The 24,539-nt window shown below is 64.3% G+C and carries 17 protein-coding genes; 13 read left to right on the top strand and 4 right to left on the bottom strand.

From position 1 onward, the window contains the following. The first annotated feature begins 93 nt into the window (after positions 1-93). The 10 genes from LB551_RS11495 to LB551_RS11450 all read left to right on the top strand — a co-directional run bounded on the left by LB551_RS11495 (position 94) and on the right by LB551_RS11450 (position 11,143). Positions 94-1,239: an aminodeoxychorismate synthase component I gene (locus LB551_RS11495; protein ID WP_224659354.1), complete on the top strand. Its 1,146-nt coding sequence runs from the start codon at positions 94-96 to the stop codon at positions 1,237-1,239. Continuing rightward, positions 1,188-1,850: an aminotransferase class IV family protein gene (locus tag LB551_RS11490; RefSeq protein ID WP_224659223.1), complete on the top strand. Its 663-nt coding sequence runs from the start codon at positions 1,188-1,190 to the stop codon at positions 1,848-1,850. Before LB551_RS11495 ends, LB551_RS11490 begins: the two co-directional genes overlap by 52 nt. Positions 1,851-1,853: 3 nt before the next feature. Beyond that, the gene (locus LB551_RS11485) at positions 1,854-2,777 is read left to right on the top strand and encodes a heme-dependent oxidative N-demethylase family protein (protein ID WP_224659222.1); all 924 of its coding nucleotides are present in this window, start codon (positions 1,854-1,856) and stop codon (positions 2,775-2,777) included. A 110-nt stretch (positions 2,778-2,887) separates the two neighbouring features. After that, positions 2,888-4,333 (top strand): homospermidine synthase, encoded by a 1,446-nt coding sequence (locus LB551_RS11480; protein ID WP_224659221.1) that lies wholly within the window; start codon positions 2,888-2,890, stop codon positions 4,331-4,333. A 186-nt stretch (positions 4,334-4,519) separates the two neighbouring features. Further along, complete coding sequence (locus LB551_RS11475) at positions 4,520-4,897, top strand: hypothetical protein (protein ID WP_140549609.1); 378 nt, start codon at positions 4,520-4,522, stop codon at positions 4,895-4,897. A 205-nt stretch (positions 4,898-5,102) separates the two neighbouring features. Further along, the gene (locus LB551_RS11470; RefSeq protein WP_224659220.1) at positions 5,103-7,115 is read left to right on the top strand and encodes a bifunctional metallophosphatase/5'-nucleotidase; all 2,013 of its coding nucleotides are present in this window, start codon (positions 5,103-5,105) and stop codon (positions 7,113-7,115) included. A 134-nt stretch (positions 7,116-7,249) separates the two neighbouring features. Continuing rightward, complete coding sequence (gene hemH / locus LB551_RS11465) at positions 7,250-8,314, top strand: ferrochelatase (RefSeq protein WP_224659219.1); 1,065 nt, start codon at positions 7,250-7,252, stop codon at positions 8,312-8,314. Between the two features lie 54 nt (positions 8,315-8,368). Further along, entirely contained in the window at positions 8,369-9,613 is a 1,245-nt protein-coding gene (locus LB551_RS11460; protein ID WP_224659218.1) for an NAD(P)/FAD-dependent oxidoreductase, read from the top strand. Between the two features lie 90 nt (positions 9,614-9,703). Beyond that, positions 9,704-10,654: an SPFH domain-containing protein gene (locus LB551_RS11455; protein ID WP_140549605.1), complete on the top strand. Its 951-nt coding sequence runs from the start codon at positions 9,704-9,706 to the stop codon at positions 10,652-10,654. 24 nt (positions 10,655-10,678) lie between these two features. After that, positions 10,679-11,143, top strand: coding sequence for an NfeD family protein (locus LB551_RS11450; RefSeq protein ID WP_224623962.1), 465 nt, complete (start codon positions 10,679-10,681; stop codon positions 11,141-11,143). A 114-nt stretch (positions 11,144-11,257) separates the two neighbouring features. Here the strand turns inward: LB551_RS11450 and LB551_RS11445 are convergent, their stop codons facing one another. Continuing rightward, positions 11,258-12,259 (bottom strand): SIS domain-containing protein, encoded by a 1,002-nt coding sequence (locus tag LB551_RS11445; protein WP_224659217.1) that lies wholly within the window; start codon positions 12,257-12,259, stop codon positions 11,258-11,260. A gap of 227 nt (positions 12,260-12,486) precedes the next feature. On the opposite strand from LB551_RS11445, the gene LB551_RS11440 reads away from it, so the two are divergent. After that, positions 12,487-14,268 (top strand): outer membrane beta-barrel protein, encoded by a 1,782-nt coding sequence (locus LB551_RS11440; RefSeq protein ID WP_224659216.1) that lies wholly within the window; start codon positions 12,487-12,489, stop codon positions 14,266-14,268. Positions 14,269-14,322: 54 nt separating this feature from the next. Here LB551_RS11440 and galU read toward each other — a convergent pair whose 3' ends face one another. After that, entirely contained in the window at positions 14,323-15,237 is a 915-nt protein-coding gene (gene galU, locus LB551_RS11435; RefSeq protein ID WP_224659353.1) for a UTP--glucose-1-phosphate uridylyltransferase GalU, read from the bottom strand. A 200-nt stretch (positions 15,238-15,437) separates the two neighbouring features. Here galU and LB551_RS11430 point away from each other — a divergent pair, with 200 nt between their 5' ends. Then, positions 15,438-16,661 (top strand): lytic murein transglycosylase, encoded by a 1,224-nt coding sequence (locus LB551_RS11430; protein WP_224659215.1) that lies wholly within the window; start codon positions 15,438-15,440, stop codon positions 16,659-16,661. A 27-nt stretch (positions 16,662-16,688) separates the two neighbouring features. Then, on the top strand, positions 16,689-17,918 hold the full coding sequence (locus tag LB551_RS11425) for a DUF459 domain-containing protein (RefSeq protein WP_224659214.1): 1,230 nt from the start codon (positions 16,689-16,691) through the stop codon (positions 17,916-17,918). A gap of 157 nt (positions 17,919-18,075) precedes the next feature. On the opposite strand, the gene LB551_RS11420 is transcribed toward LB551_RS11425, so the two are convergent. Both LB551_RS11420 and gltB read right to left on the bottom strand, forming a co-directional pair. Beyond that, positions 18,076-19,530, bottom strand: coding sequence for a glutamate synthase subunit beta (locus LB551_RS11420; RefSeq protein WP_224623966.1), 1,455 nt, complete (start codon positions 19,528-19,530; stop codon positions 18,076-18,078). A gap of 142 nt (positions 19,531-19,672) precedes the next feature. Then, complete coding sequence (gltB, locus tag LB551_RS11415; protein WP_224659213.1) at positions 19,673-24,397, bottom strand: glutamate synthase large subunit; 4,725 nt, start codon at positions 24,395-24,397, stop codon at positions 19,673-19,675. Positions 24,398-24,539 lie beyond the last annotated feature (142 nt).

Below are 24,539 nucleotides of genomic sequence, written 5' to 3'. Positions count from 1 at the left end.
CTTTAAGTGGCAAGGTGCCGCTCCCTCGATTGCGCGCGGCTGGCCCCCCATATAGAGCCATCATTGGCTTCATCGATCCACGCGCCGAGTTTCATGCCCCTGCCCGCCGCAATTTTCCGCAATGACGAAAGCGCGCGCCAGCTCGTTTTCGACCGACCGGCCGACATCATCACGGCGCACGAGGCCCGGGATTTCTCGGCCGCGCTGCAGGCGGCCCAGGCCGCGCATGACGCCGGCAAATGGCTTGCCGGCTATTTCTCATACGAAGCGGGCTACCTGCTGGAGCCGAAGCTGGTTCCGTTGCTGCCGGCCGGGCGCCGCGCCCCGCTGGTCTGCCTGGGCGTCTTCGACGCGCCGGTGCAAGAGCCGGTGCCGCCCCGCAAGGCGGCGGCGACCAACGGCCCCATCTTCGATGCAAGGGCGACATGGTCGTTCAAGGATTACGAGAAGCGGTTCTCGCGGCTGCACCGGCACATCAGGCAAGGCGACTGCTACCAGGGCAACCTGACCTTTCCGGTGCATGCGCAATGGTCGGGCGATCCGCTCGCCGCCTTCGACGCGCTGACCGAACGCCAGCCGGTGAAATACGGCGCGCTGGTTTCGCTTGGCGATCCGGTCGTGCTGTCGCGCTCACCCGAACTGTTCTTCGAGATCGACGCGCAGGGCATGGTCGAGACCCATCCGATGAAGGGCACGGCGCCGCGTGGTGCGACGGAAGCCGACGACGAGCGCCAGAAAGCCTTCCTGCGCAATGACGAGAAGAACCAGGCCGAGAACCGGATGATCGTCGACCTGCTTCGCAACGACATCTCGCTGATCAGCGAGGTCGGCACGCTGGAAGTGCCCGAGCTGTTCCGCATCGAGACCTATCCGACCGTCCACCAGATGGTGAGCGACGTCAGGGCGAAGCTGCTGCCGGGCCTCACGATCCGCCAGATCTTTGCAGCGCTGTTTCCCTGCGGCTCCATCACCGGCGCGCCGAAAATCCGCGCCATGGAGATCCTGCATGACCTTGAAGGCACGCCCCGCGATGTCTATTGCGGCGCCATCGGCTGGATCGCGCCCGGCGGCACGATGCGCTTTTCCGTGGCGATCCGCACCATCTCGCTCTTTCCCGGCGGCGAGGCCGTCTACAATGTCGGCGGCGGCATCGTCTTCGATTCAACCGCGCAGGAGGAGTATCAGGAGTGTCTCTTGAAAGCCCGCTTCGCGACGGGAACGCCGCCGGTTTCGAATTGATCGAGACCATGCGCTGGGAGCCGGCCACGGGCTTCCTGCGCTTGGAGCGGCATCTGGCGCGCCTCTATGGTTCGGCGGCCGAACTCGGTTTTGCCTGCGACCCGCAAAGGATCGGCGACGTGTTGGGCAAGGCTGTCGACGGCGCGCGCAACGCCTTGCGCATGCGCCTGGCTTTGGCGCGCAGTGGCGACGCGGCCGCCTCGGTCCAGCCCTATGAGCCGCTCGCCGCCGATAAAGTTTGGACGCTGCGGTTGGCGCACACGAGGCTCGATTCGCACGACATGCTGCTGCGCCACAAGACCAGCCGGCGGCAGGTCTACACGCATGCCCGCGCCGAATATCTCGTCACCCAGGCCGACGAAGTGCTGTTGGCCAACGAGCGTGGTGAGATGTGCGAAGGCACCATCACCAATGTCTTCGCCGATTTCGGCGACGGCATGCTTTTGACGCCCCGCCTCGATTGCGGGCTGCTGCCTGGCGTATTGCGCGGCGCGCTTCTGGATGAAGGCCGCGCCCGCGAAGCGATCTACAGCTTTGACGACTTGAAATCCGCCAGGGCGCTCTATGTCGGCAATTCACTGCGCGGCTTGATCCCGGCAAAGCTGATCTGAAGCATGACACCGCTGCCCACCCACACGCCCTATGATGGCTCGTCCAAGCTGTTCACCATCGGGCTGAAGCCGCTTGCCCTGGCCGACTGGATCGAAGTCGACGAACACCTCCTGCCGTTCCTTGCCGAGAAGCGCCGCCTCTATGCCGAAATGCCCGGCACCGTGTTCGTCGAGGAAGACGGCACGCGCGATGCCCAGCGCGAAGTGCTCGACCTGCTCGAAGCGCACTTGCCGCAGGTATTTCCCGAAACCCATCGGTGTGCCAGTGGCGGGGTCGAGGTGATCGGCGCCGCCGGCAATCCCGAGGGCGGCTTCGCCAAGCCGCCGCTTGTCGCGGCCTCGCTGCTCGTCCAGGAAGACCTGATCCTGATGCGCCGCGGCGACGACGGCTGGCGGCTCGCCGCCGGCTCGCTCTGCTTTCCCTCCTCATGGTCACTGCTCGAAAAATTCGGCAAGCCGTTGCAGCATATCCATGCGCCTGTGCCGGGTTTTGGCCCGGGCACGCGCCCGGCCGAGCTGATCAACCGCATGTTCGATGGCCTCCAGGGTCAGGCCGTGGAGCGCTACAACTGGTCGATTCAATCGGGCGGGGCGCTCTACCACCCGCTATCCAATGTCGAGCGCATCGAGCGCGCCGCCAGCCGCCCGTCGCGATTTGCCGATGGCGACATCAATGCCCACGCCTTCATCCGCGTCGAGCGGCAGACGCTTCGAAAATTGCCCGTCTCGGGCGACATCCTGTTCACCATCCGCATTCATCTCGACCCGCTGGCGGCGTTGGCGCATCACCCCGACCGGGCAACGTTGGCTCCGGCTTTCGCTGCCCAGCTCGAAGCGCTCGACATCGCCCAGCTCGATTACAAGGGCTTGACATCAGACCGCGACCGGCTGGTCGGCGTCCTTAACCAAATGGCGAACGCCGCCTGACCGGCGGTTGGCGCTTTTCACTGGTTTATGACAATGATCTGTGATGTAGCGCATGCCCGTTGGGCGAGAATGCCCGGGTTTTGCACCTGTCTGAAGGAGTGCTCGATAAAATGGCGAATGAAAACTGGCCCGTTTACGGTGAGATCACCGGCCCTGTGGTGATGATCGGCTTCGGCTCGATCGGACGGGGCACGCTGCCGCTGATCGAGCGCCATTTCAAGTTCGACAAATCGCGCATGACGGTCATCGATCCGCTGGGCACCGACCGCGCGCTGCTCGATGAGCGTGGCATCACCTTCATGCAGGATGCGGTGACCGAGAAGAACTACAAGAAGCTCCTGACGCCGCTGCTGACCAATGGCGGCGGCCAGGGTTTTTGCGTCAACCTGTCGGTCGACACCGGCTCGGTGGACCTGATGCGGCTCTGCCGCAAGCTCGGCGTGCTCTATATCGACACGGTCGTCGAGCCATGGCTCGGTTTCTACTTCGATGCCACGGCCGACAATGCCAGCCGCACCAATTATGCGTTGCGCGAGTCGCTGCTGAAGGAAAAGCACGACAAGCCCGGCGGCGCGACGGCGGTCTCCACCTGCGGCGCCAATCCGGGCATGGTTTCATGGTTCGTCAAGCAGGCATTGGTCAACCTCGCCACCGATCTCGGCCTCGAGTTTTCGGAACCCGCGCAGGAAGACCGCGAGGGCTGGGCGAAGCTCATGAAGAAGGCCGGCGTCAAGGGCATCCATATCGCCGAGCGCGACACCCAGCGCACCAAGAAGCCGAAGCCTATGGACGTGTTCTGGAACACCTGGTCGGTTGAGGGCTTCATCTCCGAGGGCCTGCAGCCCGCCGAACTCGGCTGGGGCACGCATGAGAAATGGATGCCCAAGAACGGCAAGAAACACAAGCACGGCTCCAAGGCCGCCATCTATCTGGAGCAGCCGGGCGCCAACACGCGCGTGCGCTCGTGGTGCCCGACGCCGGGTGCGCAATATGGCTTCCTGGTGACCCACAACGAGGCGATCTCGATCGCCGATTTCTTCACCGTGCGCTCCAAGAAGGGCAAGGTTCAGTACCGCCCGACCTGCCATTACGCCTATCATCCCTGCAACGACGCGGTGCTGTCGCTGCATGAAATGTTCGGCGCCGCCGGCAAGGCGCAACCGGTACACCATGTGCTCGACGAAAACGAACTGGTCGACGGCGTCGACGAGCTCGGCGTGCTGCTCTACGGCCATGACAAGAACGCCTACTGGTACGGCTCGCAATTGTCGCTCGCCGAAGCGCGCAAGCTGGCGCCTTACCAGAACGCCACCGGCATGCAGGTCACCTCGGCGGTCCTGGCCGGCATGGTCTGGGCGCTGGAGAACCCCGAGGCCGGCATCGTCGAGGCCGACGAGATGAACTACAAGCGCTGTCTGGACGTGCAGTCGCAATACCTCGGACCGGTGAAGGGCTATTATACCGAGTGGACGCCGCTCGATAATCGGCCCGGCCTGTTTCCGGAGGACCTCGACCGGAACGACCCGTGGCAATTCCGCAACATCCTGGTGCGATAGCGTCGCGCCAAGCATGCCTCACTGCCTTGCAATCGCCCGGAAATCGGGCGATTGAAGGATGCGGACGGGAGCAAGCCGCGTCCATCTGGACGCATGAACTGCGCTCTTGAAACTTGGATGCATGCACCCGTGCTTTCCGAAAGTCGTTTTCCGATTTCGGGCCGACGGGCGAGGAGAGGATTTTACATGACCATTGCGCGCCAGATTCTTTCGATGAGTGTTGCGGCGGCCACGATGATGGGGCTTGCCGCTTGTGCAACCAGCGGACCCGACCAGCCGCCGCTAGGAGCCGCGCCGAAAGGCGTCGAGGGCGCATGGATCGACGCCAAGGGCACCGGTCTTTCGACCTTTGCCGGCGGAACCTTCACCACGGTGGCCACCGACACCGGCCAGAAGCTGTCCGACGGCACCTATACGATGACCGGCGCCACGTCGGTCGAGATTCACGGAACCTCGCTGATCCGGCAGACGCCGGTGAGCTTCAATTGCCTGCTTGTGTCCACCAGCCAGCTCAACTGCACCAGCGGCGCCGGCCAGAACTTCGTGCTGACGCGACGCACCTGAACCGGCCGGTATTCGTCTCTCCAAGGACGGCGGCCACGGGCCGCCGTCCTTTTTTGCGCCGACAAAAGGCAGCGGATTTCGCTTGCCCCGATTTCCGCTTGCATGCTCCGGAACGCGATGGGAACATGCCTGAAAAAGCCGGCTGTTATAGACCGGTCAAGCAAGAGCGCTAAACGGCTCTGATCAGCCTACCCGGGAGACGAAGATGAAGAAGCTTGCCGCCATTGCCGCCCTTTCCGCGTCGACGCTCGGCCTGTCGGCCGGCGCCTCTTTTGCCGACTACACGCTGAATATCCTGCACATCAACGACTGGCACAGCCGCATCGAAAGCAACAACAAATACGAATCCACCTGCTCGGCCGACGAGGAGACAAAGGGCGAATGCGTCGGCGGCGCCGGCCGGCTGGTCACGGCGATCGCGCAGGAGCGCAAGAAGCTGGAAGGCCAGAACGTGCTGCTGCTCAGCGCCGGCGACAATTTCCAGGGTTCGCTGTTCTACACGACCTACAAGGGCAAGGCCGAAGGCGAGTTCCTCAACGACATGAAGTTCGATGCCATGGCGCTCGGCAACCATGAATTCGACGACGGCGAAACGGCATTGGCGCCGTTCCTCGACATGATCAAGTTCCCCGTGCTCGGCGCCAATGTGAAAACCAACTCGCAATCCAAGCTCGGCGACCGCGTCAAGCCGTCGATTGTCGTCGAGGTCGGCGGCCAGAAGATCGGCATCATCGGCGCCGTCACCAACGACACGCCCGAACTTGCCTCCCCCGGCCCCAACATCACCATCGAGGACGACGTCAAGTCGATCAAGGCCGAGGTCGAGAAGCTGAAGGGAGAGGGCGTCAACAAGATCATTGCCGTGACCCATATCGGCTACAACAGGGAGCGCGATGTCATAGCGAAGATCCCGGGCGTCGACGTGGTCGTCGGCGGCCACAGCCATACGCTTTTGTCCAACACCGATCCGAAGGCGGCAGGCCCCTATCCGACCATGGTCGACAATCCGGACGGCTACAAGGTGCCGGTCGTGCAGGCGGCGTCCTATTCGAAATATCTCGGCGAGTTCAAGGTGGTGTTCGACGACAATGGCGTCGTCAAGTCGGCGAGCGGCGACCCGATCCTCCTCGACAAATCGATCACGCCCGATCCCGCCGTGCTCGCCCGCATCAAGGAGCTCGGCGCGCCCATCGAAGCGCTTAAGAACAAGGAAGTGGCCGAGACGACCGACGTCATCGACGGCAGCCGCGAGAGCTGCCGCGCCCGCGAATGCGCGATGGGCAATCTCGTCTCCGACGCCATCCTCGACCGCGTCAAGGGACAGGGCGTCGAGATCGTCATCTCCAATGGCGGCGGCCTGCGCGCCTCGATCGACAAGGGCACCGTCACCATGGGCGAGGTGCTGACCGTGCTGCCCTTCCAGAACACTCTGGCGACCTTCCAGATCTCGGGCAAGGACCTTGTTGCCGGGCTCGAAAGCGGCCTCAGCCAGGTCGAGGACGGCGCCGGCCGCTTCCCGCAGGTGGCCGGCCTGAAATACGCCTTCGACAAATCGGCGGCGCCCAATGCCGGCCGCGTCAAGTCTGTCGAGGTGATGGAGAACGGCGCCTGGACGCCGCTCAATCCCGACAAGGACTATCTGGTCGCCACCAACAACTATGTCCGCCAGGGCGGCGACGGCTACAAGGTTTTCGCCGAAAAGGCCAAGAACGCCTATGATTACGGCCCCGGCCTCGAACAGGTGGTGGCGGACTATCTCGGCGCGCACCGGCCCTACACGCCCAAGCTCGACGGCCGCATCACCGAGATCGCCGCGACGACAGCGGCCGCACCTGCGGCGGAGCCCGCCAAGCCGGCCGAAGCAATGCCCGACCTGCCTGCCAACTCGGGCGACATCGCCAACACGCCGCCGGCCGTGTCGACCGAGACGGCGCCGGCGCCGGCAACGCCTGCCGCTCCCGCAACGCCGGCACCTGCGGAACCGGCAAAGCCTGCCGAAGCCGCCCCGGCGACCCCCGCGCCGGCTGAGCCGGCAAAGCCCGCCGGGGCCGCAGCGGCCGAAACCAGCCATGTCATCGTCGCCGGCGATACCTATTGGGACCTGGCAAAGAAGGCCTATGGCGACGGCATCAGGTGGAAAGTCATTTCCGAAGCCAACAAGGGCTACGAGCCGCGCCGGCTTCCGGTCGGCGCGACCTTGACCATACCGCCGAGGTAATCGTCTTCGCCTTTGCGCGCAGGGACACCCGCCCGAAACAGGGCGGGCGTCCTGTTTGGGGCAAGGTGCGGCCAGACGCTGCATTGAAAAGCAGCGCGGCATCGCTACTTTCGCGCCGTGTTCGGAGACCCGCAATGCCGCCTTCCACCCCTGTCGACGCCAAGCCCGCGAGGACCGGGGGACCGACACCGGCCGGACGTTCGCCGGCCAAGGCGGGCAAGGTCGGCGTCATGCTGGTCAATCTCGGCACGCCGGACGGCACCGATTTCAAGCCGATGTGGCGCTATCTCCGCGAATTCCTGTCCGATCCGCGCGTCATCGAACTCAACAAGGCGATCTGGTATCCGATCCTCTACGGCCTCGTGCTGACCACGCGACCGAAGAAGTCGGGCGCCAACTACGCCAGGATCTGGAACCGGGAGAACAACGAGTCGCCGCTGCGCACCTATACCCGCGCCCAGGCCGAAAAGCTGACCGTGGCGTTGCGCGACCTGCCCGACGTCATCGTCGGCTGGGCGATGCGCTACGGCAATCCCTCGACCGCGAGCGTCGCCGAAAGCCTGGTCGCGCAGGGCTGCGACCGCATCCTGACCTTTCCGCTCTATCCGCAATATTCGGCCACCACCACGGCGACTGCCAATGACCAGTTGTTCCGGGCGCTGATGAAGATGCGCGCGGCGCCTGCCGTCCGCAGCGTACCGCCCTATTATGCCGAACCGGTCTATATCGAGGCGCTCGCCCATTCGATCGAACGGCATCTGGCGAGCCTCGACTTCGAACCGGAGGTGGTCATCACCTCCTACCACGGCATCCCGAAACCCTATTCCGACAAGGGCGATCCTTACCGCGAGCATTGCCTCGAGACGACACGGCTGCTGCGCGAGAGGCTCGGCTGGGACGAGAAGAAGCTGATCACCACCTTCCAGTCGCGCTTCGGCGCACAGGAATGGCTTCAGCCCTACACCGACAAGACGGTGGAGAAACTGGGCAAGGACGGCGTGAAATCGATCGCCATCGTCAACCCGGGCTTTTCCGTCGACTGCATCGAAACGTTGGACGAGATCGGCCGCGAGGCGGCGGAAACCTTCCATCATGCCGGCGGCGGGAGATTCGCGCACATCCCCTGCCTCAACGACAGTCCCGAAGGCATGGCGGTGATCGAGGCGATGGTGCGGCGCGAACTGTCCGGCTGGATCTGAAACCGGAACAATGGACGTTCCGGGGCGTTGAGGCGCGCCTTCCGGAGACCATCGATGCCCCGCAAGCTCGACCTCAGAAGCGGCCGGCCAGTCTGGTCCGCCTATCGGGCACCCGCGGTTCCGACAACCGCTCTGGCACGTGACGCCAAGGCGGATGTGCTGGTGATAGGCATGGGAATCAGCGGCGCCATGATCGCAGAAGCGCTGACGGCGGACGGCCGTTCGGTGATCTGCATCGACCGGCGCGGCCCGTTGAGAGGCTCGACGTCGGCAACCACGGCCCTGGTGCAGTTCGAGATCGACCAGCCGCTGACGGCACTCGGCAGGATGATCGGCAAGGCCTCGGCGGAACAGGCGTGGCGGCGCTCGCGTCTGGCCGTTTCCAACCTTGCCGGCCGCATAGCCGAGCTCGCCATAAACTGCCGGCTGAGCCGTGCCCCCTCGCTCTATCTGGCCGGCACCGCGCTAGGCCCATCGCAGCTGCGTGAGGAAGCCGAAGCGCGGCGACAGGCTGGCATCGCCGCGACCTATCTCGCCCCTGCGCCGCTGGCCGCGCGATTCGGCATCGAGCGCGACGGCGCCATCCTCAGCCATGGCAACATCGCCCTCGATCCGCGCAGATTGACCGCCGGATTGCTGCTGAAGGCGCTGGAGCGCAGGGCGCGCCTCTACGCTCCGGTCGAGGCGACCACGATCGAAGACAGCGCCAAGGAGGTCGTCGTCGCCACCAGGGGCGGCCCCACAATCACCGCAGGGCACGTGCTGCTCGCGACCGGCTACGAGTTGACCGACATCGTGCCGGCGGCGGCCCACCGGGTCATCTCGACATGGGCTATCGCCACACGCCCGCAGCCGCGAAAGATCTGGCCGGGCGCCGCCCTCATCTGGGAAGCGTCGGACCCCTATCTCTATGCACGGGCGACAGCCGACGGGAGGGTGATCTGCGGCGGCGAAGACGAGGATTTCATCGACGAGGAACGGCGTGACACGTTGATTGCCGGCAAGAGCCTGAAACTGGCCAGCAAGCTCGGCCGCCTATTCCCGGATCTCGACACCAGGCCCGATTTTGCCTGGACCGGCTCCTTCGGCACCACAACCACCGGCCTGCCCTATATCGGCGCGATCCCTGGGCATCCGCGCATCCAGGCCGTGATGGGTTATGGCGGCAACGGCATCGCCTTCTCGCAAATCGCTTCCGAAATCGTTTCTGCCGTCATCGCCGGATCCGAAGATACGGATGCAAGCCTGTTCGCCTTCAGCCACCGGCAGCAGCGACACAAACAATCCCTCATCACCTGATTGTAACGTTGTTGAAACACACTTAACTGTTTGCTGAGGCCGGCTGAGGGAGAATGGCTCCCATGGCTTGCCTTTTGGAGGGAGAGCCAAATGGATTTCAGTGGTTTCGATATCGCGATTGTTGTTCTGGTCGCCCTTGTCGTTCTGGTGCTGTTCAAAGGCATAAAGACAATCCCGCAAGGCTACAATTATACGGTCGAACGCTTTGGCCGTTACACGAAAACGCTGTCGCCAGGCCTCAACCTCATCGTGCCGTTCATCGATCGCATCGGCGCCAAGATGAACATGATGGAGCAGGTGCTCGACGTCCCGAGCCAGGAGATCATCACCCGCGACAACGCCATCGTCGGCGTCGACGGCATCGCCTTCTTCCAGATCCTCAATGCGGCGCAGGCGGCCTATCAGGTTTCCGGCCTGCAGAACGCTATCCTCAACCTGACCATGACCAACATCCGCACCGTGATGGGCTCGATGGACCTCGACGAGTTGCTGTCGAACCGCGACGCGATCAACGAGCGCCTGCTGCGCGTGGTCGACGAGGCGGCCCATCCCTGGGGCATCAAGATCACCCGTGTCGAGATCAAGGATATCAATCCGCCGGCCAACCTGATCGAATCGATGGGCCGGCAGATGACGGCCGAACGCAACAAACGCGCGCAGATCCTCGCCGCAGAGGGCCTCAAGCAGTCGCAGATCCTCGAGGCCGAAGGCCGCAAGGAAGCCGCCTTCCGCGATGCCGAGGCACGCGAACGCTCCGCCGAAGCGGAAGCCCGCGCCACGCAAGTGGTGTCGGAAGCGATCTCCAAGGGAGATGTGCAGGCGCTCAACTACTTCGTCGCCCAGAAATACACCGAAGCGCTGGGCAAGATCGGTTCGGCCACCAACAGCAAGATCGTGCTGATGCCTTTCGAAGCGTCGTCGCTGATCGGCTCGCTGGGCGGCATCGGCGAGATCGCCAGGGAAGTGTTCAAGGGCGACGGGCCGGCCGGCACGCAACGGCAGGTCTCACGACCTCCGGTCGTTAGGCCGAGCGACAACTAATGTCTTTGTGAGTGGATCAAAACCATGATCGACCGCATAGTTTCCGAACTCGGCCCTTGGAACTGGATGGTTCTGGGCTTCGTGCTCCTAGTGATGGAGATCATCGCGCCGGGCATCTTCATGCTATGGATCGGCATCGCCGCGCTGATCGTCGGCGCGGTATCGCTGCTGGTCTGGGACGCGGCGTTCTGGACCTGGCAGGTCCAGGTGCTCGTGTTCCTCGCGCTGTCGCTGGTCTCGGCCTTCGTCGGCAAGAAACTCCTTGGCGGACGCGACGAGCCCACCGACCAGCCGCTGCTCAACCGTCGTGGCGCGCAGATGATCGGCAGGATGGCGACGCTGGCCGAGCCGATCCGCGACGGCCGCGGCCGCATCAGGCTCGGCGACACGCTGTGGCGCGTCTCTGGCCCTGACCTGCCGGCCGGCACCCAGGTGCGCGTCACCGGCGCCGCCGACACCGATCTCGAACTGACCGTCGAGCGAGTGTGAACCCGGCTCCGCGCTAAAGCAATTCCAGGAAAAGTGTGTACGGTTTTCCGTCCGGAATTGTGCAAAAACAACGAGATAGAGCAGTTCGCCGTTTCCGTGAAACGGTGAACTGCTCTACGCGGCGCCGATGCGCAAAAGATCGTGCAGATGGACGAGCCCGACGGGCTTGTTGCCTTCCACCACCATCAGGCTGGTGATGGCCGAATTGTTGATCGTCTGCAGCGCGGTCGCGACCAGCGTGTCCGGCGCCGCGGTCTTGGGGGATCTCGTCATCACCTGATCCACGGTCATCGCCGTCAGGTTGCTGCCTATGTGACGCCTGATGTCGCCATCGGTGACGATGCCGATCAGCGCGCCGTCGGCGGCGGTGACCGCCACGCAGCCGAAGCCCTTGCGCGACAACTCCAGGATCGCGTCCGGCATGCCGGTTCCCGAAACGACCAACGGCAACCTCTCGCCGACATTCATGATCTCGCGGATCTGCATCAGGTTGGCGCCGAGCTGGCCGCCGGGATGGAAGGTACGGAAATGGTCGGGCGTGAAACCCCGCGCCTCGAGCAGGGCGATCGCCAGCGCGTCGCCCATCACCAGCTGCAGCAGTGCCGATGTCGTCGGCGCCAGCCCGTGCGGGCAGGCTTCCGGCGCACGCGGCAGCAAAAGCACGACGTCGGCGGCGCGCGCCAGCGCCGATGTCTCACCGGACGTGATTGCAATGAGCGGGATGGAGAAGCGCCTGGAATAGGCGACGATGCCCATCATCTCCTTGCTTTCGCCCGACCATGACATGGCGATGATGGCATCGTCCCTGGCGATCATGCCGAGATCGCCGTGATTGGCTTCAGCGGGGTGGACGAAAAAGGCCGGCGTTCCGGTCGAGGCCAAGGTCGCGGCGATCTTCGAGCCGATATGGCCGCTTTTGCCGACGCCGGTGACGATGACCCGGCCTTCGATCCTCGAGATCATGTCGACCGCTTCGGCAAACGGCTTGGCCAGCCCGTTTTCGAGCGCCTCGGCCAGGGCCGCCACTCCCGCCTGTTCGGTCGCCACCGTTCTTAGCGCCGAAGCGATCGAGGCCTGTCTGTCCAACGGCTTCTTGTCGAGGGATCGCGCATCCATGGCCGATGCGATTAGCGCTTTGTGCCGCGCCTGTCCAACGGAAATGCCTTCCCCGACCGTCTGGGACAGCGGTCCGGATGAACGAAGCGCAAGGTCACGAATGTCGAGGCCTGGAACAATGAGCGCTTGGAACAGCAATCGCCCTCCGCCTCAACCCTCCGTTAACCATCCCCATTTACGGTTCGGTAAGTATGGCGCGCGCTCGCGCCGCGCAAGCAGTGGTGGCGATGTCCGGGGCCCAGTCAGAAAAGACGAGAAGGCGAAAGAGCAAGGCTGCCTGTGCCTTGCTGCTGGCGACCAGCATCTTCGGGCTGCTGCGCCCGACGCTGTCCTTCGCCCAGGAAACGGAACTGCGCGGCGAGGTCTCGGAATCGGCGATCTTGTCCGACCAGCAGCGCAAGGCGAGACTGGCCGCCATGGCCGGTCAGGGTCAACAGCAGCCGGCCAACGCCGCCGGGCAGGACGACACCCCATCGCGCACCTATCTGCCCGCCAGCGCCGGCGCTGTCCCCGACGATAGCGATGCCGCCTCGCCCGCCGGCAGCATCTTCGATCCGCCGACGGCTGGTGAGGACGCGATCGCCGGCAATCCGCCGCCGCCCAAGCCACGCCTGCCATCGTCCACCGGGCAGGCCAATGCGGCCAAGGTCAAGGCCGCCGGCACGTCGAAGACAAAGAAAAAGAACACCACCGCGACGACCGACGCGACCACGACCGCCAGCACGGCCACTGCCGACGATGCCGACGCCGCCGGCACCGACCAGGAGACTGCCAACCGCCGTGCCGTCACCATCGACAGCGTCGACCGGCAGAAGCTCGATCCGGGCGCCGAACGCAGCGCTTCCATCGAAGGGCAGAAGACGAAAGCCGAGGACGATCCGTTCGCCGCACCAGGCATCAAATGGGGCTCTTTCGTCATAAGGCCGACGCTGGAACAAGGCCTGACCGCCACCTCGAACGGCGATTCCAGCAGTGCCGGCAAAGCGGCGCTGCTGTCCGAGACGGCGCTGCGCTTTTCCGCCGCCTCCGACTGGCGCGAGAACTCCGCGACCATTGACGGTTATGGCCTCTTCCGCGAGACCGTCTCGGGCTACCCGGTTCACAATGAGCAAGGCCGTATCGAAGGCCAGCTCAATGTCGACCTCGACAACGAGCAGCGCGCCGTCGCCAAGCTCGGTTACGAGGCCGTGCCGGAATCGGCCTCGTCGCCCGACGCCATTGCAGGCGTCAGCAGGCAGCCATTGCGCCAGACCATCGACGGCAGCCTCGGCATCGAAAAGGACGTCGGTAAGGCGCAATACACTTTGACCGGCGCCGTCTCGCATGACTTCTATGGCGACGCCAAGCTTTCTGACGACACCTCGCTGTCGCAGAAGGATCGCAACTCCACGCTTTATACGGCGACCTTGCGCACCGGCTACGAAATCTCCCCCGCCCTTACGCCTTTCACCGAAATCGAGCTCGGGCGCAGGGCCTATGACCAACGCTTCGACAATGAAGGCTTCGAGCGTTCATCGACGCGGCTCGGTGCCCGCGCCGGCCTCGAGCTCGACATGGGCGAGAAGCTCGCCGGCGAGTTCTCGGCCGGCTGGCTCCGGGAAGCGATCGACGACGACCGCCTGGGGGCGATCGCGGGCGCCACCGTGGATGCCGACCTGAAATGGTCGCCCGAACGCGGCACCACGATCGGCCTGACCGGGCGGACCACGGTCGAGCCCACCACCACCGCGGGTGAAAGCGGCGACATCCTCTATTCCGGCCGCCTCACGGCCGAACGCCAGATCCGCGCCAACCTGACCGGCAATGCCGCGCTGGGCCTGGACTGGCGCGATTATATCGGCATAGACGGCCATGACAGGGTGCTGAGCGCCGAAGCCGGGCTGACATGGTGGCTGAACCGCTATGCCGGCCTCACCACCCGTGCCAGGACCGAGAAGCTCACCAGCAACCTGCCTGGCCGCGACTACACCGCCAACAGCATCTATCTCGGCTTGAAGGTGCAGCGGTAAAGCCGGGCCATCGGGCCAAGGCGCCGTGCATCCAGACGTCGGTGGGACAGCCCCTTAAAGCGCCGCCCCGAGGCGCTCCGAAGGCGCCATCTCGTCGAGAAGCCTGCGAATGACGCCGGCCATGCTCTGGTTCATGTCGTTGCGCCAGAGCGCGAAGGCCACATTGGCCTCGACGAACCCTTCCGGCGATCCGCAATCGAAGGTGCGGCCCTGAAAGTGGTAGCCGTAGAAGGGCTGCTGCTTCTCCAGCTTCAACATTGCGTCCGTGAGCTGGATCTCGTTTCCGGCGCCCTTCTCCTGGCCTTCGAGGATTTTGAAAATCTCGGGCTGCAATATGTACCGGCCATTGATGTAGAGATTGGAGGGCGCGGTGCCGGTCTTCGGCTTTTCCACCATCTCGGTGATGCGGAAGCCATGATGGGTGGCTTCGCCCCGGCCGACGATGCCGTATTTATGGGTCTCGGCGGGATCGCATTCCTGAACCGCGATGATGTTGTTGCCGGTCTCGGCATAGAGGTCGACCATGTCTCTCATGCAGCTCTTTTCCGACTGCATGATCATGTCGGGCAACAACAGCGCGAACGGCTCGTCGCCGACCAGTTCGCGCGCGCACCAGACGGCATGGCCAAGTCCGAGCGGCACCTGCTGGCGGGTGAAGCTGGTCTGTCCCGGCGCGGGCTGCAGCCGTTGCAACCTTGCGAGCTGGTCGTCCTTGCCGCGCTGGGCGAGCGTGTCATAGAGCTCGAACTGGATATCGAAATGATCCTCGATGACCGCCTTGTTGCGGCCGGTGACGAAGATGAAATGCTCGATGCCCGCCTCGCGGGCCTCGTCCACCACATATTGGATGACGGGCCGGTCGACGACGGTAAGCATTTCCTTGGGGACGGCCTTGGTGGCCGGGAGAAACCGCGTGCCGAGACCTGCGACGGGGAAAACTGCCTTGCGAACTCTCTTCATGCCTTCAATTATCCGTTTGCAGGCCGGCTCCGCAATCCCGCGCCGCGACATTTTCACGCCGGAATTGAGGATTACTGCGCGATTGGGGAGAACGTCCACTCGTAAAGCATCAAAGACGTCTTTTCGTTCCGGACGCCACCTATGGTAAACCAATTCCTAACCTGGTTCGGCGATGAATGGTCTTTCCCAAGACGGAGAAGGAGGAAAAGATGTCCGTTCGCAATGCCGCAAAGCGTTTCACCAGCGTCATGACGGCCGCCAGCCTCTCGCTCGCCATGCTGATGCCTGCCGGGCCGGCCTTCGCTGATGCCGGCTTCCGGCAATGGGTCGCCGGCTTCCGCGCCACTGCGGTGCAGGGAGGCGTGTCCGGCGCCGTCTATGACCGGGCCTTCAGGGGCATCGACGAACCCGACCCGGTGGTGCTGGAGAAGGCTCGCACCCAGCCGGAATTCACCGCGCCGGCCTGGGATTATTTCGACAACCGCGTGCATGACCAGTCGGTGGCCAACGGTCAGGCGATGGCGCGCAAATGGAAGCCTTGGCTGGACAGGATCGAGGCGAGGTTCGGCGTCGACCGCAACATCCTGCTCGCCATCTGGTCGATGGAATCCAACTATGGCGAGATCCTCAAGCGCGACGACATCATGCGCAATGTCGTCCGCTCGCTGGCGACCCTGGCCTATGGCGATCGGAAGCGGTCGAAATATGCCCGCACCCAACTGGTCGCCGCGCTGAAGATCCTCCAGACCGGCGATATCGACGAGAGCCACCTCACGGGATCCTGGGCGGGCGCCATGGGCCAGACCCAGTTCATCCCGACCAGCTACCAGCATTATGCCGTGGACATGGACGGCAACGGCAAGCGCGACATCTGGAATTCCATTCCCGATGCCCTGGCGACATCAGCCAATCTGCTCAAGAAGAATGGCTGGCAGGCAGGCAAGACCTGGGGTTACGAGGTGGCCTTACCGGCTGGCAAGCTGCCCGCAGGTTCCAGGACGCTGGCGCAATGGAAGGCGCTCGGCGTGGTCAGGGCCAACGGCAAGCCGTTCAGGAATCTCAGCGACAAGGCGACATTGAAGGTGCCGGATGGCCGCGGCGGCCCCGCTTTTCTGATGATCAGGAATTTCTCGGTCATCAAGGCCTACAACAATGCCGACAAATACGCGCTTGCCGTCGGCCTGCTTGCCGACGAGATCGCCGGTTCCAACGGCCTCGTACAGGACTGGAAACGGCCTTTCACCAAGCTGACGTTCGAGGAAAGGCAGGAATTGCAGAAGCGGCTTTCCCAGCACGGCCTTTATGACGGCAAATTCGACGGCAAGATCGGCGACGGCTCGAAGTCGGCCATCATGGCCTATCAGGCAAAGGTCGGCTTGACCCAGGACGGCTATCCGAGCATGGAAGTGCTCAAATGGCTCAGGCAAAAATAGGGCCTGCCATGAACTGAGGAGGAGCGATTGGCTTGGGCTGCGCGCATCGGGACGTTGGTTCCCCGCATGCTGGTGCTGTTCCTGGCCGTTGCCGTGCTCGCCGTCGCCATGGCAGGCGCCTTCCATGCGCCCGCCATGGCGCAGGAACAGCAAAGCCGCGGCTGGTCATTGCGTGACCTTCTGTTCCCGCGCCGCAGCGAGCGGTTCGAGCCGCCTCTGGACATCGAGAAGCCGAGGCCCAGGCCCAAGGTAAAAAAGCCGCGCGCCCCGCGTCCGCCCGCGGAACCGGAAACCCCGATCGCCGAGAAGGCGCCGGACGCCCGTGTTGTCCTGGTGGTCGGCGATTTCATGGCGGCCGGGCTCGCCGAGGGTCTCGACACCGCCTTTGCCGAGAATACCAGTGTCAGGATCATCGCTCGCTCCAATGGCTCGTCGGGCTTCGTGCGCGATGATTTCTACAATTGGCCCGAACAGATCAAATCGCTGATAGAGACCGAAAAGCCCGCCGCCGTGGTCGTGATGCTGGGTTCCAACGACCGCCAGCCGATGAAGATGGGGGATGTGCGCGAGCCGCCACGTTCCGAGACCTGGACCAAGGAATACGAACGTCGCACCGAAGCGTTCGGCAAGGCCATCGCCTCGGCCAAGGTGCCTTTCCTGTGGGTCGGCATGCCGGCGTTCAGGGTTTCGAAGATGACATCCGACATGCTCGCCTTCAACGACATCTACCGCCAGGCGGCCGAAAGCCATGGCGGCGAATTCGTCGATATCTGGGATGGGTTCGTCGACGAGAACGGCGCCTTCGTCACCAGTGGCCCCGACATCAACGGTCAGCCCGTGCGGCTGCGCTCCGATGACGGCATCAACATGTCGAAGGCCGGCAAGCGCAAGCTCGCCTTCTATACCGAAAAGCCATTGATGAAGGTGCTGGGCCTGGCCGCGCCGGGAAGCGTCGCCCCGACCGCTGCTCCTGCCGGCGCGCCGGTCGAGGCCCCGGCGCCAGCCGCCGCTCCCATCGTCATTGACCGCACCGCGCCGATGCTGCTCAGCGATCCCGCGCTCGACGGCGGCACGGAACTGCTTGGCGCCGGACCGCCCGCAAAGCCCAATCCGGGCCTGCCCGGCGAAAAGCTGGTGGTCGAGGGCAAGGCGCCGGCGGCTTCGCCCGGCCGCGCCGACGATTTCTCCTGGCCGCCCAAGACAAATCCAGCGGCCACCGCCGTCTCGACTGGCACGACGACGGCGATCACTCCTTAGCTAGCAGCGGAGGGCCCGAAACCGGTTTCGGAACTCGCTGCTGCGAGCCATAGGGTGGCGTTTTCGAGAACCGGAGCGAAGCGTACTTTTTGGGTATGGGAGCACCGGAAGCGCAGAAAACGCCTTATGGCCGCAGGAGTAGAGTTTCCAAACGGACTCAGCGGGGCAGGACGCTCGAACCCATCAGTGCCTCGTCGATCGAACGCGCCGCCTGGCGGCCTTCGCGGATCGCCCACACCACCAGCGACTGGCCGCGGCGCACGTCACCCGCGGCATAGAGCCTGTCGACGCTGGTCCGGTAGTCGCGGTCATTGGCCTCGACATTGCGGGAGCGCCGGCTGTCGGTGACGATCTTCATCTCCCCTTCGAGTTCCGAAACCACGCCGGCCATCGCCGGCCCGGCAAAGCCGATGGCGATGAAGGCGAGATCGGCGCGGATGACGAACTCGGTCCCGGCGATCGGTTGGCGCTTGTCGTCGACCTCGCAGCATTTGACACCGGTCAGCTGGCCTTCCTCGCCGATGAATTCGAGTGTCGCCACCTGGAATTCGCGCTCTGCGCCCTCGGCCTGCGAGGAGGAGGTGCGCATCTTGGTCGCCCAGTAGGGCCAGACCGCCAGCTTGTCTTCCTTCTCCGGCGGCTGCGGCCGGATGTCGAGCTGGGTGACGCGCACGGCGCCCTGGCGGAAGGCGGTGCCGACGCAGTCGGAAGCGGTATCGCCGCCGCCGACGACGACGACATGCTGGCCGCTGGCGATGATCGGGTGCGAAGGCCACGCCACCGACTGGATCGGCTCGCCGCCGACACGCCGGTTCTGCTGCACCAGATAGGGCATCGCGTCGTAGACGCCGCCGAGATCGTCGCCGGGGATGTTGGCCGCGCGCGGGGTCTCGGATCCGCCGCAATAGAGCACCGCGTCGTGTTCGGCGAGCAGTTCGGCCACGGGCTTGTCGACGCCGACATTGACGCCGCAATGGAAGGTCACGCCTTCGCCCTGCATCTGCTCGATGCGGCGATCGATATAGTGCTTCTCAATCTTGAAGTCGGGAATGCCGTAGCGCATCAGCCCGCCTGGCCGGCTTTCGCGCTCGTAGACATGGACATCATGGCCGGCGCGGCCGAGCTGCTGGGCGGCGGCCATGCCGGCCGGGCCGGAGCCGATGACGGCGACGCGCTTGCCCGTCTTCCTCTCCGGCGGATAAGGCCTGATATGGCCGGTCTCGTAGGCCTTGTCGGCGATCGCCTGCTCGACCGTCTTGATGGCCACCGGAATGTCCTCGAGGTTCAGCGTGCAGGCTTCCTCGCAAGGCGCGGGACAGATGCGGCCGGTGAATTCGGGGAAATTGTTCGTCGAATGCAGGTTGCGGATCGCATTGTCCCAGTCCCTGTTGTAGACGAGGTCGTTCCAGTCCGGGATCTGGTTGTGGATCGGGCAGCCGGTCGGCCCGTGACAGAACGGGATGCCGCAATCCATGCAGCGCGCGGCCTGTTTCTCGACCTCCTTGTCCGACATCGGCAGCGTAAACTCGCGGAAATGCCGGATGCGGTCGGAGGCCGGCTGATACTTGTGCACCTGCCGGTCGATCTCGAGAAAGCCTGTTACCTTGCCCATAGTCCAGTTCCTGCTGTCCAGATGGTGCGGTTTTCGCCGCACCCGTTAACCTCTTCAGGCAGCCGTGGCAACCTTCCGCGAGAGGTCAAATTGTCAGTGACATGGAGCCGGGAAGCCTGGGCTTCCCGGCCTTTGCGAAGATCTATTCGGCCGCCACGCTCATGCGCATGCGTTCCATCTCGATCAGCGCGCGGCGGTATTCGACCGGCATGATCTTACGGAATTTCGGCCGGAAAGCCGCCCAATTGTCGAGGATCTCGCGGCCGCGCACCGAGCCCGTGTAGTGCACGTGGTTCGAGATCAGCTGGTAGAGCCGTTCCTCGTCATGGCTGGTCATGTCACCCGAGACGTCGACGCGGCCCTTGTGATCGAGGTCGCCGCCGTGGTGCAGCAGCTTTTCCATCAGGTCGTCTTCTTCCGGCACCGGCTCCAGCTCGACCATGGCCATGTTGCAGCGCTCGGCGAAATCGCCCGCCTCGTCCAGCACATAGGCGACGCCGCCCGACATGCCGGCGGCGAAGTTGCGGCCGGTCTTGCCGATGACGACGACGATGCCACCGGTCATGTATTCGCAGCCATGGTCGCCGACGCCCTCGACGACGGTGACGACGCCCGAGTTGCGCACCGCGAAACGCTCGCCGGCGACACCGGCGAAATAGGCCTCGCCTTCGGTAGCGCCATAGAGCACCGTGTTGCCGACAATGATGGACTCGGCCGCGACGATCTTGGCTTCATCCGGCGGCCGGATGACGATGCGGCCGCCCGACAGGCCCTTGCCGACATAGTCGTTGCCGGCGCCGACCAGCTCGAAGGAGATGCCGCGCGCCAGGAAGGCGCCGAAGGACTGGCCGGCGGTGCCGGTCAGCTTCACCTGGATCGTATCCTCGCGCAGGCCCTTGTGCTTGAAGCGCTTGGCCACCTCGCCCGACAGCATGGCGCCCGCCGAGCGGTCGACATTGCGGATGTCAACCTCGATCTTGACCGGTTGCTTGGCCTCCAGTGCCGGCTTGGCCAGCTCGATCAGCTTGCGGTCGAGCACGTCGTCGATCGGGTGCTTCTGCCGCTCGGTCCAGTGCACCGCCTCATGGGGCGCATCGGGCTTGTAGAACATCTTCGAGAAGTCGAGCCCGCGCGCCTTCCAATGCTGGATCACGTCGCGCTTTTCCAGGAGATCGGCGTCGCCGATGATCTGGTCGATATGGGTGAAGCCCATTTCGGCAAGCAGCCCGCGCACCTCTTCAGCGACATAGAAGAAGAAGTTGATGACGTGCTCGGGCGTGCCCTTGAAGCGCTTGCGCAGCACCGGATCCTGCGTCGCCACGCCGACCGGGCAGGTGTTGAGATGGCACTTGCGCATCATGATGCAGCCGGCCGCGATCAGCGGCGCGGTCGAGAAGCCGAACTCGTCGGCGCCGAGCAGCGCGCCGATGATGACGTCGCGGCCCGTGCGCAATCCGCCATCGACCTGCAGCGCCACGCGCGACCTGAGACCGTTGAGCACCAGCGTCTGGTGCGTCTCGGCAAGGCCCATCTCCCACGGGCTGCCGGCATGCTTGAGCGATGTCAGCGGCGAGGCACCCGTGCCGCCATCGTAGCCCGAGATGGTGATGTGGTCGGCGCGCGCCTTGGCGACGCCGGCCGCGACCGTGCCGACGCCGACTTCCGACACCAACTTGACCGAAATGTCGGCCGCCGGGTTCACGTTCTTCAGATCGTAGATCAGCTGCGCCAGATCCTCGATCGAATAGATGTCGTGATGCGGCGGCGGCGAGATCAGGCCGACGCCGGGCGTCGAGTGACGGACCTTGGCGATGGTGGCGTCGACCTTGTGGCCGGGCAACTGGCCGCCCTCGCCGGGCTTGGCGCCTTGCGCCACCTTGATCTGCATGACGTCGGAGTTGACGAGATATTCGGCCGTCACGCCGAACCGCCCGGAAGCGATCTGCTTGATCGCCGAACGTTCGGGATTCTTGCCGCCGCCGGGCAGCGGCAGATAGCGGTCCGCCTCTTCGCCGCCCTCGCCGGTGTTCGACTTGCCGCCGATGGCGTTCATGGCGCGCGCCAGCGTCGTGTGTGCTTCCCTGGAGATCGAGCCGAACGACATCGCTCCGGTCGAGAAGCGCTTGACGATCTCGGCCGCGGGCATGACGTCGTCGAGCGCAACCTTCCTGCGGCCGGTGTCTTCCGCCAACTTGATCTTGAACAGGCCGCGAATAGTCTGCGCGCGCGCTGTCTCGCTGTCGATTTGCGCGGAATACTCCTTGAAGGTATCCCAGGAACCCTGGCGCACGGCATGCTGCAAGGTGGCGACGGCGTCGGGCGACCACATATGCGCCTCGCCGCGCATGCGGAACAGATATTCGCCGCCGACATCCAGGCTGTTGCGCAGCACCGGATCGTTGCCGAAACCATCCGTGTGGCGCCTGAACGTCTCCTCGGCGATCTCGTCCAGCCCGACGCCTTCGATCAGCGTGGCGGTGCCGGTGAAATACTTCTCCACGAAATCCGACTTCAGCCCGATGGCGTCGAAGATCTGCGCGCCGCAATAGGACTGGTAGGTCGAGATGCCCATCTTCGACATCACCTTGAGGATGCCCTTGCCGATCGACTTGATGTAGCGCGACACGACTTCGTAGGCGTCGACCTCTTCAGGCAGTTCGCCGCGCTTGTGCATGTCGAGCAGCGTGTCGAAGGCGAGATAGGGATTGATCGCTTCGGCGCCGTAACCGGCGAGGCAGCAGAAATGATGCACCTCGCGCGGCTCGCCGGATTCCACCACGAGCCCGACCGAGGTGCGCAGCCCCTTGCGGATCAGATGATGATGCACCGCGGCCGTGGCCAGAAGTGCTGGAATGGCGATGCGGTCCGGCCCGAGCTGGCGGTCGGACAGGATGATGATGTTGTAGCCGCCGGCGACCGCCGCTTCCGCCCGCTCGCAGAGGCGATCGATGGCGCCCTGCATGCCGGCCGCGCCCTCGATCGAGGCATAGGTGATGTCGATCGTCTTGGTGTCGAACCGATCCTCGGTGTGGCCGATGGAGCGGATCTTTTCGAGATCGCCATTGGTCAGGATCGGTTGGCGCACTTCCAGCCGCTTGCGGCGCGAACTGCCGACCAGGTCGAATATGTTGGGCCGCGGGCCGATGAAGGACACCAGGCTCATCACCAGTTCCTCGCGGATCGGGTCGATCGGCGGGTTGGTGACCTGGGCGAAGTTCTGCTTGAAATAGGTGTAGAGCAGCTTCGATCTGTCCGACATCGCCGAGATCGGCGTGTCGGTGCCCATCGAACCGACGGCTTCCTGGCCTGTGGTGGCCATCGGCGACATCAAGAGCTTGGTGTCTTCCTGGGTGTAGCCGAACGCCTGCTGGCGGTCGAGCAGGCTGACATCCTTGCGCAGCGCGCGCGGCTCGACCGGCTTCAGGTCCTCCAGGATGAGCTGCGTGTTGGCGAGCCAGGTCTTGTAGGGATGCCTGGTGGCGATCTCCGACTTGATCTCCTCGTCGGAAACGATGCGGCCCTTGGCAAGATCGATCAAAAGCATGCGGCCGGGCTGCAGCCGCCACTTCTGGACGATCCTTTCCTCCGGCACCGGCAGCGCGCCGGCCTCGGAGGCCATGATGACCCGGTCGTCGTCGGTGACGATGTAGCGTGCCGGGCGCAAGCCGTTGCGGTCGAGCGTGGCGCCGATCTGGCGTCCGTCGGTGAAGGCGACAGCGGCCGGCCCGTCCCACGGCTCCATCAGCGCCGCATGGTATTCGTAGAAAGCCTTGCGGTCGGCGTCCATGAGCTTGTTGCCCGCCCAGGCCTCCGGGATCAGCATCATCATGGCGTGGCTGAGGCTGTACCCGCCCTGGAACAGGAACTCGAGCGCATTGTCGAAACATGCGGTGTCGGACTGGCCCTCATAGGAGATCGGCCAGAGCTTGGAGATGTTGTTGCCGAACAGCTCGGAATCGACCGACGCCTGGCGCGCCGCCATCCAGTTGTTGTTGCCGCGCACGGTGTTGATCTCGCCATTGTGCGCGACCATGCGATAGGGATGCGCCAGCTTCCACGACGGGAAGGTGTTGGTGGAGAAGCGCTGGTGGACGAGGATCAGCGCCGTTTCGAAGCGCGGATCGTTGAGATCCTTGTAATAGGCTCCGACCTGATAGGCCAGGAACATGCCCTTATAGACGATGGTGCGCGCCGACAGCGACACGCAGTAGGCGCCGATGTCCTTGTTGTCGTTCTCGGCGTAGATGCGGCCCGATATGACCTTGCGCAGCAGATAGAGCCTGGCTTCGTACTCCTCGTCGTCGGGGATGTCAGCCGTGCGGCCGATGAAGACCTGCCGGTGGAACGGCTCGGATGCCACGATATCCGGCGCCTTGGAGAGCGACGAATTGTCGACCGGCACGTCACGGAAGCCGAGCAGCGGCAGCCCCTCGGACTGCGCCGATTCGGCAATGATGTCCTCGACATGGGCGCGCAGCGCAGCATCCTGCGGCATGAACCAATGGCCGACGCCATACTGCCCCGCCGGCGGCAGCTCGACGCCCTGCGCGGCCATCTCCTCGCGGAAGAAGCCGTCGGGTATCTGCACCAGCACGCCCGCGCCGTCGCCCATCAGCGGATCGGCGCCGACGGCGCCGCGATGCGTCAGGTTTTCGAGCATGGAAAGCCCGTCCTCGACGATCGTGTGCGACTTCGCGCCCTTCATGTTGACGATGAAGCCGACACCGCAGGCATCGTGCTCGTTGCGCGGATCGTAAAGGCCTTGGGCGGTCAAACCGGTGCGGCGGTTATTGGCCAGGGTTTTGACGGCTGCCGCTTTCGTCTGCGCGGCCTTGCCGTTCGTCGCAGCGTGCGTCAATTCCGTCATCGTCCTGTCCTCCATTCCGCTTCCTTGCGGGCGCTGATTTGCCTCGGGAAGCGCATTGCTTCCCCTTCATCCTTACGGCACGTCTTGCGAAATCCTTGCCGAACCATGCGGCTCACCGCGCGGTTCGCATCCGGTATCGTAC

Source organism: Mesorhizobium sp. BR1-1-2 (genome assembly GCF_020165435.1).
Taxonomy (GTDB): Bacteria; Pseudomonadota; Alphaproteobacteria; order Rhizobiales; family Rhizobiaceae; genus Mesorhizobium.
The sequence above is the reverse complement of the archived record's forward strand: the minus strand, read 5'-3'. Positions and strand labels throughout refer to the sequence as shown.

Coding starts and splice junctions, on each gene's coding strand:
- gltB (WP_224659213.1), bottom strand. CDS start 24,397: ATGACGGAATTGACGCACGCTGCGACGAACGGCAAGGCCGCGCAGACG.
- LB551_RS11455 (WP_140549605.1), top strand. CDS start 9,704: ATGGATTTCAGTGGTTTCGATATCGCGATTGTTGTTCTGGTCGCCCTT.
- LB551_RS11430 (WP_224659215.1), top strand. CDS start 15,438: ATGTCCGTTCGCAATGCCGCAAAGCGTTTCACCAGCGTCATGACGGCC.
- hemH (WP_224659219.1), top strand. CDS start 7,250: ATGCCGCCTTCCACCCCTGTCGACGCCAAGCCCGCGAGGACCGGGGGA.
- LB551_RS11440 (WP_224659216.1), top strand. CDS start 12,487: ATGTCCGGGGCCCAGTCAGAAAAGACGAGAAGGCGAAAGAGCAAGGCT.
- LB551_RS11495 (WP_224659354.1), top strand. CDS start 94: ATGCCCCTGCCCGCCGCAATTTTCCGCAATGACGAAAGCGCGCGCCAG.
- LB551_RS11445 (WP_224659217.1), bottom strand. CDS start 12,259: ATGGATGCGCGATCCCTCGACAAGAAGCCGTTGGACAGACAGGCCTCG.
- LB551_RS11420 (WP_224623966.1), bottom strand. CDS start 19,530: ATGGGCAAGGTAACAGGCTTTCTCGAGATCGACCGGCAGGTGCACAAG.
- LB551_RS11450 (WP_224623962.1), top strand. CDS start 10,679: ATGATCGACCGCATAGTTTCCGAACTCGGCCCTTGGAACTGGATGGTT.
- LB551_RS11475 (WP_140549609.1), top strand. CDS start 4,520: ATGACCATTGCGCGCCAGATTCTTTCGATGAGTGTTGCGGCGGCCACG.
- LB551_RS11485 (WP_224659222.1), top strand. CDS start 1,854: ATGACACCGCTGCCCACCCACACGCCCTATGATGGCTCGTCCAAGCTG.
- LB551_RS11460 (WP_224659218.1), top strand. CDS start 8,369: ATGCCCCGCAAGCTCGACCTCAGAAGCGGCCGGCCAGTCTGGTCCGCC.
- LB551_RS11480 (WP_224659221.1), top strand. CDS start 2,888: ATGGCGAATGAAAACTGGCCCGTTTACGGTGAGATCACCGGCCCTGTG.
- LB551_RS11470 (WP_224659220.1), top strand. CDS start 5,103: ATGAAGAAGCTTGCCGCCATTGCCGCCCTTTCCGCGTCGACGCTCGGC.